Source organism: Clostridium gasigenes, from assembly GCF_900104115.1.
Lineage (GTDB): Bacteria > Bacillota > Clostridia > Clostridiales > Clostridiaceae > Clostridium > Clostridium gasigenes.
On sequence record NZ_FNJM01000002.1, the window covers coordinates 484584 to 499530 of the forward strand.

Consider the following 14947-nt stretch of genomic DNA (forward strand, 5'->3'; position numbering starts at 1 on the left):
ACCATTCTTTAATTAAATGTTTAAGAATATATCATCATCTGTCCCATTACCAAATTCATTTCCAGTTTCAACCACAGCTGTAAGTGAGCTTATAGGTGAAGCACTCTTTCCAACGTCTAAATTCCATCTATCTGAAAATTTACTATAGTCACCCTTTTCTGCTTCTATTAATAAGCTTGTACACTTATTCTGTGCATCAATAAATGCATTTTTTAATCTTTCAAGTCTACCATTTTGTGATAGAAGTTCTTTAGATTTTTGTAAATCCCCATAGTTATATCCAATTCCTGTTTGTAATCCTATCATTAATGTTTTACACTGAAGTTTTTCTTCGCTTAAATTTGCACTTACTCCATAAACTTTTTGTGATACATCATTTACTAGGTCAAAAGGTATATCTTCTATATTACTAAATATTGGTGCTATACCTTTTGAATAATCTTCTATAGGTTTTTTTGCTATATCTGCCCATACTATTGCTTCAGCATTATTTTCTAATTCTCTGTGTAATGGTCGAGTATTTTCATTATCTAAATATACTCCACATTCTGGATTTACAAATATTCCATGACATGCAAGGTCACCTGTTATATGTGAAAGCCAACCAGCAGCAAAAGCTATTTTTTTCATATCTTTTGATGCTAATGCCATCTTTAATTGTTCTGATGCAAAAGTTCCAACTTTATAATAGTGGTATCTATCAGCCCATGGTGCACGTTCCAATGCTTGTCCAGGTTGTAAATAACCTAAGTCTAAAGCGTTTGATCCCCAATTTGCTATTCCCGGATAAGTTTCCAGTGATTTTTTTATTATACTTTCTTGTGGCAAGTTCTCTTTTACATTTTCTATTAATGTGCAATGTGAAGCTGGTTGAAAAGCATAGGCTTTAAAAGAGCTAACACTTGAAAAAATTAATGTGACTGCTAAAAGTTTACTTATTTTCTTAAATTTCATTTTGTATTCCCCCTTTTTATATCTAGTGTAACACACGCTACTCTCATTGATTTTACTTGTTTTGTACATAGACTACATATAATTTATGTCGTCTATAATTAAATTATTTTATGATTATAATTTGTGACACAATTTATGAAAATTGCGAAGTAGTATAGGAAAATCCACGACAAAACTGTCAAAAATACAATGATATTTATATTTTCATCTTCTAACAAAATAAATTAATTCTTGACATCGTCTTTTAAACAGTATAATATGAAGTTAAGTTCACATGAAGCAAACTTCATATTATACTATGTTAGGAGCGATTTGTTTGAAAAATAGATTTACAGAGCTTTATTTATGCTCATTAGCAATTCTTACAATGGGAGTTTTTGAAACAATTTTCAATTACACTAAAGTTAATACTACTGAGGGATTTTATTTTGGTATTATAAAGTTATTTGTAGGAACAATCTCTTTAGTTTTCGCTATAACTTATCACATTAAATGTAAAAAAAACCGTAAACAGTTGGAAAGAGAATTATCAAAAGAATATGATGAGAGAGATGATTTAATAGACGGAAAAGCTTCGCACTTTACCATGAGTACTTTAATGATTATGATTTTCCTTATGATGTTTCTTTCAAGATGGATTTCCATTCCTACAGATATGGCTTTATTTATCATTATAATATTTTGCATGATTACTCAAGGATTAGCTAAAAAATATTATAGTCATTTTCTTTAAGGAGAGCTTTATGAAAAATAGAATAAAAGAATTGCGTTTAGAACATGGGATGACACAACAAGAATTAGCTGATAAGGTATGTGTATCTTCAAGAACAATTATTTCTTTAGAAAAACAACAATATAATCCATCTGTTTTACTGGCATATAAAATTTCTTTGGTCTTTAACCTACCAATTGAAGAAACTTTTATATTTGAAGAAGATGACTAATTATAAAAATGTATACAATAAAATAGTGAGTGGAGGAAAAAATTATGATAATTCAAAAACTATTATTTATACTTTTCGGAGTAGTATTAACATTATGGGGAGTACATAGAATAAAAACAGATAAGGCGTTTGTAGGAAAAACCCAAACAAGAAAAAATATTTTTAACTTTTTAATAATGGGAGAAGCTTCTGGACTTGGACAATTATTAGGTGGAATTATATGTATAATTTTAGGGGTTTTATCTTTTATAATTAAGTAATTTGTAATGTTAAGGAGTTAAGCTGTATTTAAAAGCTTAGCTCCTTTTATTTATATCTTATATTCGTACTTATTGCGTAATATAAGTTGGCTTGATTGCGATTTTGAGCCGTAAAAAAATAACATATATTTATGCCCTTACAAGGAATCAAAACTTGAGTTAAGCGAAATATAGGTATCTCAATATCGTAATCAATTACTAGAACGAAGTCGCTAAAAGCTGTCGCCCCGTATGGGGATTCAAAAATTCACGACTTGCTTCAAACTCTATTTTCAATTGATATTATAACTTTTTTAACAAATTTATTTTCAAATTTATAGTTATTTACTGTTTCAGTATATAGCATCCCCCTCACCATAATCAAGTACTTATTCTATTTTGTCATTTTTATGGTGGCGAAGTACTTCGAGGCAATATTTTGGCTATATTTATTAAATTTCCCTTCTCACAATATTTACACTTTCCTATTTTTATTCCTGTTAATTTAAAGAATAGCTCCGCTGACGATAGTTTATAATTTCTTTCTCTCCCAAATTTTCAGGAGAGGAATTATAATATTTAGAAAAAGTGCTTACAGCAAATATCATATTTTTAATTGTATCTTTGCTGTAAGCACTTTTTCTAAATCACTAATCATTTTTTCAATACTTTTATACATTTAATCACTCCTTAAAAAGGTGTGTAAAATGTGAGAAGTGAAGATTCCTTGAGAAAGAATCTTCACTTCTTATTTTTTTCATATAAACTTTATTTTAATCAAAAAAACCAGCCGTCGCTTTTGGCGATTTAGTTCTATTATACAAATGTGTACTTTACATCTTTTCATATAACTTACCTCTTAGAATTTCTAATTGTTCTTTTAACTTCTTATTTTCTTCCCCAAGGTCTCTAATCTTTTTATCCTTAGCCATTATGATAATATCCTTTGATTTAGCTGTTTTATCATACTTGGCTCTTTGATTAATAGTTCTACTTGTTTGCTTACCTCTAAGTTCTTCAATTCTATTTTTAATATCTTTATTGTTATAAAGAAAAGTCTTAGATACACCACTAAGTTGAGAAACACTATTAAAGTTAATTTTCTGTTCCGTAAGCGAAAGCTCCCTAATGGAATTATCAACCTTTTCTAAAGTTAATTGTGTTTTCTGTTTTGCATATTCTTTCAATCCTTTAGTGCTTCCAACCATTATGAATCCTCCCTTGACTTGCCGTTTTTGTGAACTAGTTTATGCTCTCTAACTTTTTCTACTGTTGTTTCAAGCAACTTTAAATACCCTTTGTTCTTTTCTGCCCAAAGCTCTCTACCAAACTTATCACTGATTTCAATTTGAGATTTAACCTTCTGTATTTCTTCTTCATATTCAGGAATATTCTCAGTAGTGGTACAGAAACTTGCACAAGTTAAACAGTGATTCATTTGTTGTTTACACGGTACTTTAGAAGCTTTAAAACATACTCCGAAAGGAACTCTAACAGCATCTAAATTCTTTTTAACATATTCATATCTAATAAGATTTTCACCATCATCAGTTGATGTATCCACTTCTATAAGTTTATTGCTTACAATATCTACTTTGAATAATTCTAAGTCCTCAGTATCTTTCCATTTTTCATAAAGAACATTCTCACTAACAGTAGCGTAATGAACTGTCATTTGCATGCTTCTATGCCCTAAAATCTGTTGTATAACACTTATTCCCATACCTTGCTCTACATATTCTTTAGCTCTTGTATGTCTTAGTGAATGAGTTTTAAAGTGATATAATTCACCATTAGCATTTCTAATATCTTTTTCTTCTATTAATCTTTTCATAGTGCTTAACAAAGATTGCTTCGCTAACGGTTTACCTTTAAGTTTCCCTTCATAAGTATTGAATAAATATTTATTAGGATTATTTTCTTCTGTACTTGATACTTTAGCTTTATCAATAGCTTTTTGAACCATTTCAGCAACCTTATCTCTTATAGGAATTTTAAGCTGTACTATACCTGTTTTAGTTATTTCTCCACAAAGATAATAGTTATAAGATTGCTCTTTATTATTCCATATCTGTTCTAAGCAGTTATGATATCTAAGATTTAATATATCAGTACCACGCCATCCTGTTTCACGAAGTAAAATATAAATAGGTATATATTGTGGTCTATCCAAATCCATAATGTTATTATCTAATTGTTTTAATATTGGTTCTGGAATAAATTTTGCCCTTTTTATAACATCTCCTGCTAGCTCTCTCTTAGGTATATCATCTTGAAATATTAAAAATGATACTTCTCTCTTAGGAGCTTTATCATATTGAGCCATTTGAATATATTCTAAAAATGTTCTAATCCAAGCTATATATTTAGTAGTTTCAATTTTAGCTCTATCTTTTCTATTATTTAAAGTATAGAAAATATATTTTTCTATATCTTCTCTGCATATATTTTCTAAAAATTCGTCATTATAACCATTGGTATAAAAATAATCAAAAAAATAATTTACTCTCAATAAATATTCGCAACAAGTACTCCAAGAATTCTTAGTTATTCTTGTTTTAAAGTATCTCTTAACAGTATATCTATAATACATAGGAATTTCATTGAAATTAATTTGATTATTCTTTGTATTATTTGCACCACTTGCAGGTATTTTGGCACCTTGAATATTCTTTGAATAGCATATATCTTTTTCAGTTTCTTCTCTATCATCATAGAAATCTTTAATGAAATCTAAAATATATGGTATATTATTCATTTCATTAGAACTTATCTTATTCCCTACTAGTTTAAAACCATTATTTAAAAGAAAATTTCTAAATTTCAACCTAAAAGTATTTTTATCAATATCATTAAAACTTTTATATTTGCTATAATTTTCATTTATAAAGGCTAATAAATATTTAAAGGTATGTGTTATTTTTACTATATAACTATTTTTTAATAATTTTTCCTTAAACGAATAAACTATATAATATTTCAATTCATTCTTCAAATATATATTTTCAAACGAAGAAAAATCAATATATCTTGAACTATAAATCCTTTTACCTATAAAAATACCTTCTATTAAATCCCATTTATCATTTTCTAACCAATATCCATTATCTTGTATAAGATACTTAATTATCTCATCATACTTACTTTGCTCAAAGCCAATTTTTTTCAAATTCTTCACTTTATTCATCCCCTTCATTGTAAATATCCAAATCTAAATTAGGTTGAGTTTTATTAAACTCTTCCGTTATTTCTTCATCAGAAGGGTGTATATAAGTGTTTAAAGTAGTATAAATATTTTTATGACCAGCTCTTATTCTAAGTAGTTCAGGTTGCCATCCAGCCATTCTAAGAACAGTTAATGAGCTATGCCTAAACATATGAGGTGTAACATATATACCTGTTTTCTTTTTCAATGTTCTAAATAAATTATCAGCATCAACATAGTTCATAGCTCTATATTTATTTTCACCACTTATTTTTATAAATACATGATTAGTTTCAACTTCATCGGTATGATACTCTGATATATATTCCATAAACATATCTACAATATTTTGAGATATATCTATTCTTCTAGGGCTTGATACAGTTTTAATTTCAGCATTATTTTCAAGTTCACCTCTATCTTTAAGGTCTATTATATTATCACTTATATCAAAGTCTTCTATCCATAATGACAAGGCTTCGCCTATGCGTATGCCAGTTTCATATAATAAGTTTAATAAGAATTTATCTCTAAGATTATTACAGGTTGCTATGAGTCTTGAAATTTCTGCTTTGCTTAATATTTTAGGTTTAGCCTTTGAAACTTTTAGCTTTAATATATTAGTTGTGACTTTTTTCTGTTCATAAGCTACTCCATACAAAAACCCTTTAAAGTTCCTACTTGGAGTAGATACAAACTTTTTAAGTCTATCTGAAATATTATTACTGTATTCTTCATGTCTTAAAATATAATCATAGAAAGATAAAACTGTATTAACTATAATGTTTATTGTTCTTGGACTTCTTGCTTGATTTGTTTGATGAACTGGTATAACTTTCAAACTCTTATATGGATTCTGTAACCAATTCACAAATAAAGCTAAGTTATCAATGGTTACATTTTGAAAATCTAATTCTCTTTGCTGAAGATATTCAAAATATAGTTTTAAATGTTGACAATACATTCTTAAAGTATTTCTTGCATGATTAGTATTATCCTTAAACCTAATAAACTTTAGTATTACTTCTATTGGTAATCCATCATCATCTGCAACAAAGTATCTTTCTTTTAAATCTTCTGTTCTTACTTTCACTACTTCCATATTCACACTCCATGGTCTTATTTTTCTAACCATAGTGTGTACTTAAATTACTACATTTATTCTAACTATCTAAATAGTAATTAAAGTTGTATATTGAAACTAAAGTAGTATATGGATTACTATAAATACCATCTAAATTCCTACACTATATTCCTTAAAAAAATAATTTATATAAACGTTTTCATTTATAATTTAACATAATTTATTCTTTTTTTCAATATAATACATTTTTTTATTTTCTTCACGTTTTTCTTTGGTCCTATTATTATTATCCCCTTTTCTATCTTTAAGCCTTTAAGGCATTGTAATATAGATAGATTTCTTCTCCAAGTACTATAAGCTATATAACTCATCTTCCAATAAGTTATATAGCTATATTTTTATTAGTTTACATTAGCCTTTATCCTACAGTATTTCCACCTGTTATAGTCTTAGAATTTTTAAGCTTTAATAGATATTTTGGAATAAAGCAGGCAACTATCATTAATGGCCATAAATTTAGAGGGAAAAATATAATTAAAAGAAATAAAGCTACAAGTGGAGATTTTAAAGCTGTACTTGTAAGCGACGCCGTTATAATAGCTGCACATAAAACAGGATCCAATGAAAAAATCATTGAAAATCCATAACCAATACTTATACCAGAAAATACTATAGGAAAAATATGTCCTCCACGCCATCCTGTTGAAAGACAAACCTCTGTAACAAACAATTTACAAAGTCCAGTAATAATTAATAAGTAAGCACTCGTAGTACTCCATTCAACAGCTAGAACTTTAAGTTCATGTTCTCCTGAAAATAAAGTAGAAGGAAGAAGTGTTCCTATTATTCCTAATATTAAACCACCTAAAATTGCTTTAAAAATTTTGTGTTTATTAAGAGGCTTAGTTATAGTATGAAGAAATTTCCCAAAGAATTCATATAACAAAGCAATGGATATTCCAACTAAAATAAGAGGTATAGTTGAAATAAGCTCTTTATTTCCTATAATTGAAGACCCAAAATCAGCAGAAAAAGAAGGTCTATTATCAATTTTAAGCAATAGTGTAAATATTAGAAATCCTGATAACGTAGTTATAGAGTAAATAACCACTTTTAATTTCTTTATAGCAGAGCTATCATCTTTATCATTAAAAAAATCAGAAATACCATATAAAGGAGCTCTAAATATCAGAGCCATTGTAGCTTTGATTTCGAAGTTTGTTAATAATGTTGTATACTCTCTAAATTCTTCATTTTCTTTAAAAAATGATTTAAGAATATCCCCCGTCCATGTAACAAGACCGCCTACTATTCCTACCAATGCAGCTTCAGGCCCAAGACTTGCACCAAAAAGTAAAACAATAAGTGCGGATAAAGTAGCTTTATGGATATTTTTATAATCAACGCGGTTAGTTTCTTTGTATTCCGAAACTACTTCTGGCATTTTGCGAGGATACTCGCCAAAAAACTTTTGGCATAAGCCTACTAATAAGCCACCTATTAAGCACATAATAACTGTCCAGTATTTAATGCTAAAATAGCTAGGCAAAGTATGCCATAAAAAATGAACTCCTAAATTTATAATAGATAAAAAGGTCCAAGTTAGCAATCCTACAAATCCCCCTATGATTATTCCATATAGGGTTAAAATACTTAGCTTAAAATATTTTTTTTTCATTTGTTTCCTCCTAATTTAATAAGTTTTTTAGAATTATACCATAATTATGTATGTAAAAAAAAGTCTAGGATGCATTTAGAAGATTATTTCTGTACTGTTAGCAATCACAGTGTGGTAATCCTCTCTCCTTAGACTCCCTCATATTAAAAGCATCACAAAAAGCATAGAAAAATAATAGCAGTTCAAATGATTAACACTCTATCCATATACTACTAATACCTTATATGCTATAATTAGACAATATTTAAAGACGAAAGGAAGATTTAAAATGTTAAATTATAATGAGGAAGTTGTCATAGATAGTCTTCCGTTAAGAATTAAGAATAGCTTTGTAGAAGGAATTACTAACAAGTATTTTTCAGAAAATTTAATTATGTTGCTACTTAAGACATTAATGCTTTTAATCCTTATTTCAGATGATAAGGTAAATGGAGTAAATTTCAAACTAATATTTTATTCAGTTCCTCCAATATTAGTTTGGATTATGGTGAATTCAGCATTTTTATCTTTAGGATTTTTCTTTAAGGGTAGTGCTCAGAAATGGTCTTTTTTAGGGCTTAATTTATTCTTTACGCTTATAGTAATAGGTGATATATGGTACCTTAGAAGTAATTCATCATTTTTAAATTATTATATGTTCGGAATGACAAATAATTTAGAAGATTTAGGAAGTTCAATATTTTCTATGTTTAGAATAGTAGACATTGTATTTGTTATAGATTTAGTAGTTATTTCTTTTAGAAATATAAAGTTCTCAAAAACTATAAAGAAGTACAATACAAATATAATAGGGGGCTTAGCTATATTATCTATTTCCATGATTTATATTGGATATGTTCATATAAAAATAGACGAAAAATCATTGGGATATAAATATCAATCTGTTTTTAGTAATAGTTGTTCACCCAATCAAACAATGTTTAATCTATCACCTATTGCTTATCATATATTTGATTCTTTTGATTCCTATAGCCGATCTAAACCTTATGTTTTTGACAAAACTGAAAAAGACTCTGTCAAAAACACATTAAAAAGCTTAAAAGAAAATAATGAAGATAATAAATATGCAGGAATGATGAAGGGTAAAAACTTATTAGTTATTCAGTGGGAATCATTAGAGACTTTTGTAATAAATCAAAATATTGATGGACAGGCAATAACTCCCACGTTAAATAAACTACTTAATAATTCCCTATATTTTGATAATTTCCATGAACAAACATTTAATGGTACAAGTTCTGATTCAGAACTTATTACAAACACATCCACATTTCCAGTAAGAGAAGGCTCAACGTTCTTTAGATATCCAACTAATACTTATGACTATTCATTACCTAATATATTTGAGGAGCTAGGTTATAATACTGTTGTATCTCATCCAGATAGAGGATCTTTTTGGAACTGGTTAATCAATCTTAAATCAATTGGATATGATACATTGCTAGATTCAACAGATTACGACACAACAGAAAAAATTAATCTTGGATTATCAGATAAGAGTTATCTCAAACAATTTGGTGATGTACTAAATTCACTAAAAGAACCTTATCTAGCATCTACTATCACTTTATCAAGCCATCTTCCTTTTAATATGCCTGAAGATGCAAAAATGATGAAACTACCATCAAATTTAGAAGAAACAAAACTTGGTGGTTACATGCAGTCTATTAATTATACTGATAAATATCTAGGTGAACTTCTAAAACAATTACAAGCTAATGGAACTTTAGATAATACGGTAATTGCAATTTTTGGGGACCATGAAGGTGTTCATAAGTACTATGCTGATGAAATCGCAAATACAAGTGGCTTAGAGGATTGGATGAAGGAAAATAATAGAAAAGTTCCATTATTTATTTATAACAAGGATTTAGAAAAAGAAACTTTCTCAATGTATGCTGGACAAGTAGACACCTTACCAACATTAGCTTATTTATTTGGAGCTCCAAAAGAGCAATATAATACACCACTTACACTCGGAAGAAATTTATTAAATACAAATAAGAGTTATGTATTACTTTCAAATAAACAATTACTCCAAGATGGGTTAACTGAGGAAGAGCAAATTAATATAAAAAATCTTACTGATATAAGCGATAAGATGATAAGAGGAAATTACTATAGAAATGAGGCTGGTATGAATGAATAAGAAAATTATATTATATATTACAATCGGATTAATCTTTTTAATGCCTATAATATCAATTGAAAGTGTTATACCTTGGGTAGTTGCATTCTTTTTTATAAATAAATCTATAAAAAGATTTAAGGCAAATGATGAACTTAAATTTATCTGGTTTAATATGATTTATTGTGGTGGAATAATATTAATATACAATATTATAGCTAGATATCTAGAATATATCTTGATTAAAACGTGGCTTTAAAATTAAAATTGGCATAAACCAATTTTAAAAATATTCATATTATTAATTTAAGCAAAAAAGTGGATTCTTATCGAATCCACTTTTTTGCTTTATTCATAGGCTAGTTTACAATAGCCTCCTATTTTCTTTAACATGAAATCTTTACTTTAGATATTATTGTCTATGTATTACATATACTTATGTTATTTCCTTACACAAGATTCTCTTTTTACAAGTTTTGTTTCTAAAATAATATGTTCATTAGGTGTGGCTTTTTTTATCTGTTTTAATAATAAATCTATACTTATTTTAGCCATTTCTTCTCTTGGCTGTACTACAGTTGTAATTGCTGGTGTATAAAACTCCGTCACATCCATTCCATCAAATCCAACTAATGAAATATCCTTCCCCACTTTAAATGCATTATCTGATAATGCCTTTGCTGCACCTATTGCCATAATATCAGAAATTGAGAATATAGCATCAACTTCTTTATATTTCTTTATAAATACTTCAGTTGCCTTGTAAGCTAATTTAGGATTATATTGTCCATATATAATATAATTTTCATTGAATTTTAATCCATTTTCTATTAATGCCTCTTTATATCCTAAAAATCTTTCATATACTAATCCTGAATCTGATTTAATTCCTAAAATAATAGCTATATTTTTATGTCCAAGATCTATTAGATATTTTGTTGCCATATATGCTGAGTCTTTTTGTTTAATTCCTACAGAAGAAAAATTATTAACTTTTGTATTATAAGTTGTATTCACTGAAGCTAAAACAAGTGGACTAGTTATACCCTTAAATGTCTCTTCCGTTACTTCTCTAATATCACACCCAAGATATATTATTCCCTGAAGTTTCCTTTCTTTTTCAAATGAAATAATCTCCCTAACTTCATCCTCACCTTTTAAAGAATAATCAGTTTGCCTTAAAATCATAGATTTTCCACTCTTTTTAATTTCTTTATTAATAACATCTATCATCTCAGAAAAAAACGGATTAAATACTCCTCTTACTAAAACACCTATATCATTAGAATTACTTTTTTTTAGATTCCTTGCGCTATTATTTGGTATATAATTATTATCCCTTATTATTTCCAAGATTTTTTTCCGTGTTGTATCTTTTACATTTGGATCATTATTTACAACTCTAGAAACTGTTCCAACCGCTACTTCTGCCATCTTCGCAATATCCTTAATATTCATAAGCTACATCCTCTCAATAATTTTAATTGGACAATTGTTGCAATTAATTTATTATATAATTAGATGTAGTTTTAAGATTTTCTAGATATCTCTACACCATAAATTTTATTCTTTTACAGCTCCTGCAACTAATCCTTTAGCTATAAACTTTTGTATTGAAATAAATATAACTGTAAGTGGTATAGTCGCCATTACTGATGCTGCGGCATATACTGGCCAACTAGTTGTAGATCCACTCTTCATCATTCCATTTAATCCCAACACTAGGGTTTTAACTTGTGGTGATTTTAATAAAGCTGCTGATATCATAAATTCTCCAAATACCCCTATAAAAGAGAAGAAGAATATTACTATTAACATAGGCTTTGCTAGTGGAATAATAATTTTTGTGAATATTTTAAAATGAGATGCTCCATCTACAAGCGCCGCTTCATCTAGTTCTTTTGGAATACCATCTACAAAACCTTTCATTAGCCATATATTATAAGCACTTGAACCACATAAAACTAAAACTAAAAAAGGTAAATTATCCATACCAAAAGGTAATTTATACGCTACAGATAATATAGCTGGAATAGCCATTGTAGCTGGAAACATTTGAAGTATTAACAATGTCATTAACCCATATTTTTTGCCAGCAAATCTTAATCTGCTAAATGAATATGCTGCCGGTAATGTCATTATAACCTGAATCATTGAAACAAATAAACATAATATTAAACTATTTTTAATCCAAATTAGAAAATCAGTATTTTTTAAAACATTAATATAGTTATCAAATGTAACAGCTTTAGGTATTATTCCATTTTCATAAAAGCTTGTTCCAGGTGATAATGAGGCTGAAATAATTGCCCATATTGGAAATGCTATTATTAGAATTGAAATCCATAAAAACACTCTACTTGCCCATAGTTTTATTTTGTCTTGTTTCTTTAATTTTACTTTATATATTTTATTCTTTTTTATCATAATTAATCCACCTCTTTAAATTGTCCTGATGCTCTCATTTGAATAAATGAGATTCCACCCACAATTATAAACATTAATATAGATAATGTAGATCCCAATTCAAATCTACCAAATTGAATTGACATTTTATATGCTGCTGATCCTAATATATCTGTATATCCCGCAAAAGGTGAATCTGGTCTAACTGGTCCACCATTGAATAATAGGAACGCAACTCCAAAGTTTCCAAAGTTCATTGCCCATGATCCAATTAATAAAGGATATGATGTTTTTGCTAAACATGGAAGTGTAATTTTCATAAACTTTTGTATCCAATTAGCGCCATCCAGGTCTGCTGCTTCATAATAAGTATCGGAAATAGATGATAATCCACCAATACATACATTCATCATATAGGGGAATCCAATCCATATACTAACTAAAACAAGTGCAATTCTTGCTGGTCCAACCTGTGTTAACCACATAACTGGTTCACCTATAATGTGTAATTTCATTAAAATTTCATTTATTGCTCCATATTGACTATTTAACAATCCCCCAAAGGCTATTATTACTATTGTTGCAGGTAATGCCCATGGCAATATTAATATTCCTTTATAAATAGCCGCTTCTTTCATATTTTTATTTGATATAACCATAGCAAAAACTAAACCTACAATAAAACTCCCTAGAGTTATTAATGTTGCGGCTACTACTGTCCATAAAAAAACAGGAAGAAAAATTTCCTTCAATGGTCCAGTAAGAATACTTTTAAAATTTTCTATTCCGATAAATTTCCATCCAGTATTTACAGTTTTTAAATTATAATCTGTAAAAGCTATTACCATTGTCAGCACTATAGGTATAACCGATAATATCAACATACTTATTAATGCTGGTGCTAGAAATTTTGCTGCTGTAGCATTATCTTTACGCTTATGTTTATTTTTACTCATACCCTTTCCCCCCATTATATAATTAGGGGAATTTCTTCCCCTAATTTATTAGTTTTGTAATTCTATTCCTTTTTTAATTCCTGATAAAATTTCATCTGCAACTTTTTGTGGGTCTTCACCTTGTAAAATTCTTTGTACATTTTTCATTGGCTCCCAAACTGCATCCATAGCTTTTATATTCGGCATTGGTTCAGAGTTTTTAGATGCATTTAAGAATGCTGTTACATTTTCATTATCTTTAACTTCTTGTTTGTCCATCATTGATTTAAATACAGGAGTTTTTCCTTTTTCATACAAACCTTGTTGTGTTTCTTTAGTTAAGTAACTTAAACACTCCCAAGCCTCATCTTGACTTTTTGATTTTGTACTTACAAATCCACATTGAATACCTGATAAAGCTTTATAAGGCTTACCATCTATTGAAGGAATTTCAGCTATACCAAAGTTTACTTTTGAATCCTTTAACTGTTGTATATCCCAAGGTCCAGAAATGTAGAACATTGATTTTCCTTCTTTAAAATTAGTTACTGCAATATCTAATGTAATATCTAATGGCATAAATTTCTCTTTAACAACTAAATTTTGAAGTGTTTGTAACCCCTTAACTGATCCTGCATTATTGATTCCTATATCATTTATATCATATTTACCATCTTTTTGAGCAAATACATATCCACCATTTGTTAATAAAAATCCTAAATTAGTATATGGATCATTAATATTAAATTGGAAGCTTCCTTCACCTTTAGCAGATGCCATTTTTAATAGTTCATCCATAGTTTTTGGAACTTCCTTCACTAAATCTTTATTATAGTATAATGCAGTAGTTTCAATTGATATTGGCATGGCATACTTTTTACCATTTACAGTTACAGCATCCCAAACCCCTTTATTTATATATTCATCTTCTTTTACATACTTTTCTGCAACTTCTGTAACTAATCCAGCTTCTTCGTAAGCCGCTAATTGATTATGAGGTGATCCAAAGTATATATCGGGACCTTGTGATGAATTTGCAGCTTGTAAAAATGCTTTGTAATCTCCATCATCTCTTACTACCTTTACTTTATTTCCAGTTTCATCTCCCCATTTTTTTGCTGCTTCTTCTAGAACTGGTACTTCTAGTTCTGGTAACTTAGTCCAAATTGTTAATTCCTTACCTGCCTTTCCAGATACGCTTTTATCCTTCCCACCTGAACACCCCATAAATAAAGAACTCATAACTATACCAACCATCATTGTTGCGAATATTTTTTTCTTAATCATAATTTTATTCCCCCTATTTTTTATATATTAAAGCTAAGACGTTATAAAATAAATAATATACCAAAATCAAGGTTACTATTCTAGTAT

14 protein-coding genes and 1 pseudogene are annotated in these 14947 nt (G+C 28.4%); 5 read left to right on the top strand and 10 right to left on the bottom strand.

Annotated features, from left to right (window positions below; genetic code table 11):
- Window positions 1-12: 12 nt before the first annotated feature.
- Window positions 13-954 carry a zinc dependent phospholipase C family protein gene (locus tag BLS77_RS07215; RefSeq protein ID WP_175490805.1) on the bottom strand — a complete coding sequence of 314 codons (942 nt, stop codon included), beginning with the start codon at window positions 952-954 and terminating at the stop codon, window positions 13-15.
- A 316-nt stretch (window positions 955-1270) separates the two neighbouring features.
- On the opposite strand from BLS77_RS07215, the gene BLS77_RS07220 reads away from it, so the two are divergent.
- The 3 genes from BLS77_RS07220 to BLS77_RS07230 are packed head-to-tail and all read left to right on the top strand — an operon-like array spanning window position 1271 to window position 2158.
- On the top strand, window positions 1271-1687 hold the full coding sequence (locus BLS77_RS07220; protein ID WP_089967436.1) for a DUF2178 domain-containing protein: 417 nt from the start codon (window positions 1271-1273) through the stop codon (window positions 1685-1687).
- A gap of 10 nt (window positions 1688-1697) precedes the next feature.
- Window positions 1698-1898 carry a helix-turn-helix transcriptional regulator gene (locus tag BLS77_RS07225; protein ID WP_089967439.1) on the top strand — a complete coding sequence of 67 codons (201 nt, stop codon included), beginning with the start codon at window positions 1698-1700 and terminating at the stop codon, window positions 1896-1898.
- 44 nt (window positions 1899-1942) lie between these two features.
- The gene (locus tag BLS77_RS07230; protein ID WP_207648678.1) at window positions 1943-2158 is read left to right on the top strand and encodes a hypothetical protein; all 216 of its coding nucleotides are present in this window, start codon (window positions 1943-1945) and stop codon (window positions 2156-2158) included.
- 387 nt (window positions 2159-2545) lie between these two features.
- On the opposite strand, the pseudogene BLS77_RS20755 reads toward BLS77_RS07230, so the two are convergent.
- The 5 genes and pseudogenes from BLS77_RS20755 to BLS77_RS07250 form a co-directional block, all read right to left on the bottom strand.
- A pseudogene (locus BLS77_RS20755) lies at window positions 2546-2668 on the bottom strand (IS91 family transposase); the annotation flags it as partial.
- A 302-nt stretch (window positions 2669-2970) separates the two neighbouring features.
- A complete protein-coding gene (locus BLS77_RS07235) occupies window positions 2971-3345 on the bottom strand; it encodes a DUF6262 family protein (protein ID WP_089967441.1) in 375 nt (124 codons plus the stop codon).
- The gene (locus tag BLS77_RS07240; RefSeq protein WP_089967444.1) at window positions 3345-5324 is read right to left on the bottom strand and encodes a tyrosine-type recombinase/integrase; all 1980 of its coding nucleotides are present in this window, start codon (window positions 5322-5324) and stop codon (window positions 3345-3347) included. The genes BLS77_RS07235 and BLS77_RS07240 overlap by 1 nt, the downstream gene beginning before the upstream one ends.
- Window positions 5317-6444, bottom strand: a complete 1128-nt coding sequence (locus BLS77_RS07245; RefSeq protein WP_089967447.1) for a tyrosine-type recombinase/integrase — start codon at window positions 6442-6444, stop codon at window positions 5317-5319. Before BLS77_RS07245 ends, BLS77_RS07240 begins: the two co-directional genes overlap by 8 nt.
- Before the next feature lie 400 nt (window positions 6445-6844).
- Window positions 6845-8104 (bottom strand): chloride channel protein, encoded by a 1260-nt coding sequence (locus BLS77_RS07250; RefSeq protein ID WP_089967450.1) that lies wholly within the window; start codon window positions 8102-8104, stop codon window positions 6845-6847.
- Between the two features lie 268 nt (window positions 8105-8372).
- On the opposite strand from BLS77_RS07250, the gene BLS77_RS07255 reads away from it, so the two are divergent.
- Together BLS77_RS07255 and BLS77_RS07260 are read left to right on the top strand one after the other, a co-directional pair.
- Window positions 8373-10253 carry an LTA synthase family protein gene (locus tag BLS77_RS07255; RefSeq protein ID WP_089967453.1) on the top strand — a complete coding sequence of 627 codons (1881 nt, stop codon included), beginning with the start codon at window positions 8373-8375 and terminating at the stop codon, window positions 10251-10253.
- On the top strand, window positions 10246-10491 hold the full coding sequence (locus BLS77_RS07260) for a hypothetical protein (protein WP_089967456.1): 246 nt from the start codon (window positions 10246-10248) through the stop codon (window positions 10489-10491). Before BLS77_RS07255 ends, BLS77_RS07260 begins: the two co-directional genes overlap by 8 nt.
- Before the next feature lie 182 nt (window positions 10492-10673).
- Here the strand turns inward: BLS77_RS07260 and BLS77_RS07265 are convergent, their stop codons facing one another.
- The 4 genes from BLS77_RS07265 to BLS77_RS07280 form a co-directional block, all read right to left on the bottom strand.
- Window positions 10674-11690 carry a LacI family DNA-binding transcriptional regulator gene (locus tag BLS77_RS07265; RefSeq protein WP_089967459.1) on the bottom strand — a complete coding sequence of 339 codons (1017 nt, stop codon included), beginning with the start codon at window positions 11688-11690 and terminating at the stop codon, window positions 10674-10676.
- Between the two features lie 105 nt (window positions 11691-11795).
- On the bottom strand, window positions 11796-12659 hold the full coding sequence (locus tag BLS77_RS07270; RefSeq protein WP_089967462.1) for a sugar ABC transporter permease: 864 nt from the start codon (window positions 12657-12659) through the stop codon (window positions 11796-11798).
- Between the two features lie 2 nt (window positions 12660-12661).
- Window positions 12662-13594 (bottom strand): carbohydrate ABC transporter permease, encoded by a 933-nt coding sequence (locus BLS77_RS07275; protein ID WP_089967465.1) that lies wholly within the window; start codon window positions 13592-13594, stop codon window positions 12662-12664.
- A 48-nt stretch (window positions 13595-13642) separates the two neighbouring features.
- On the bottom strand, window positions 13643-14860 hold the full coding sequence (locus BLS77_RS07280) for a sugar ABC transporter substrate-binding protein (protein WP_089967468.1): 1218 nt from the start codon (window positions 14858-14860) through the stop codon (window positions 13643-13645).
- Window positions 14861-14947: the final 87 nt, after the last annotated feature.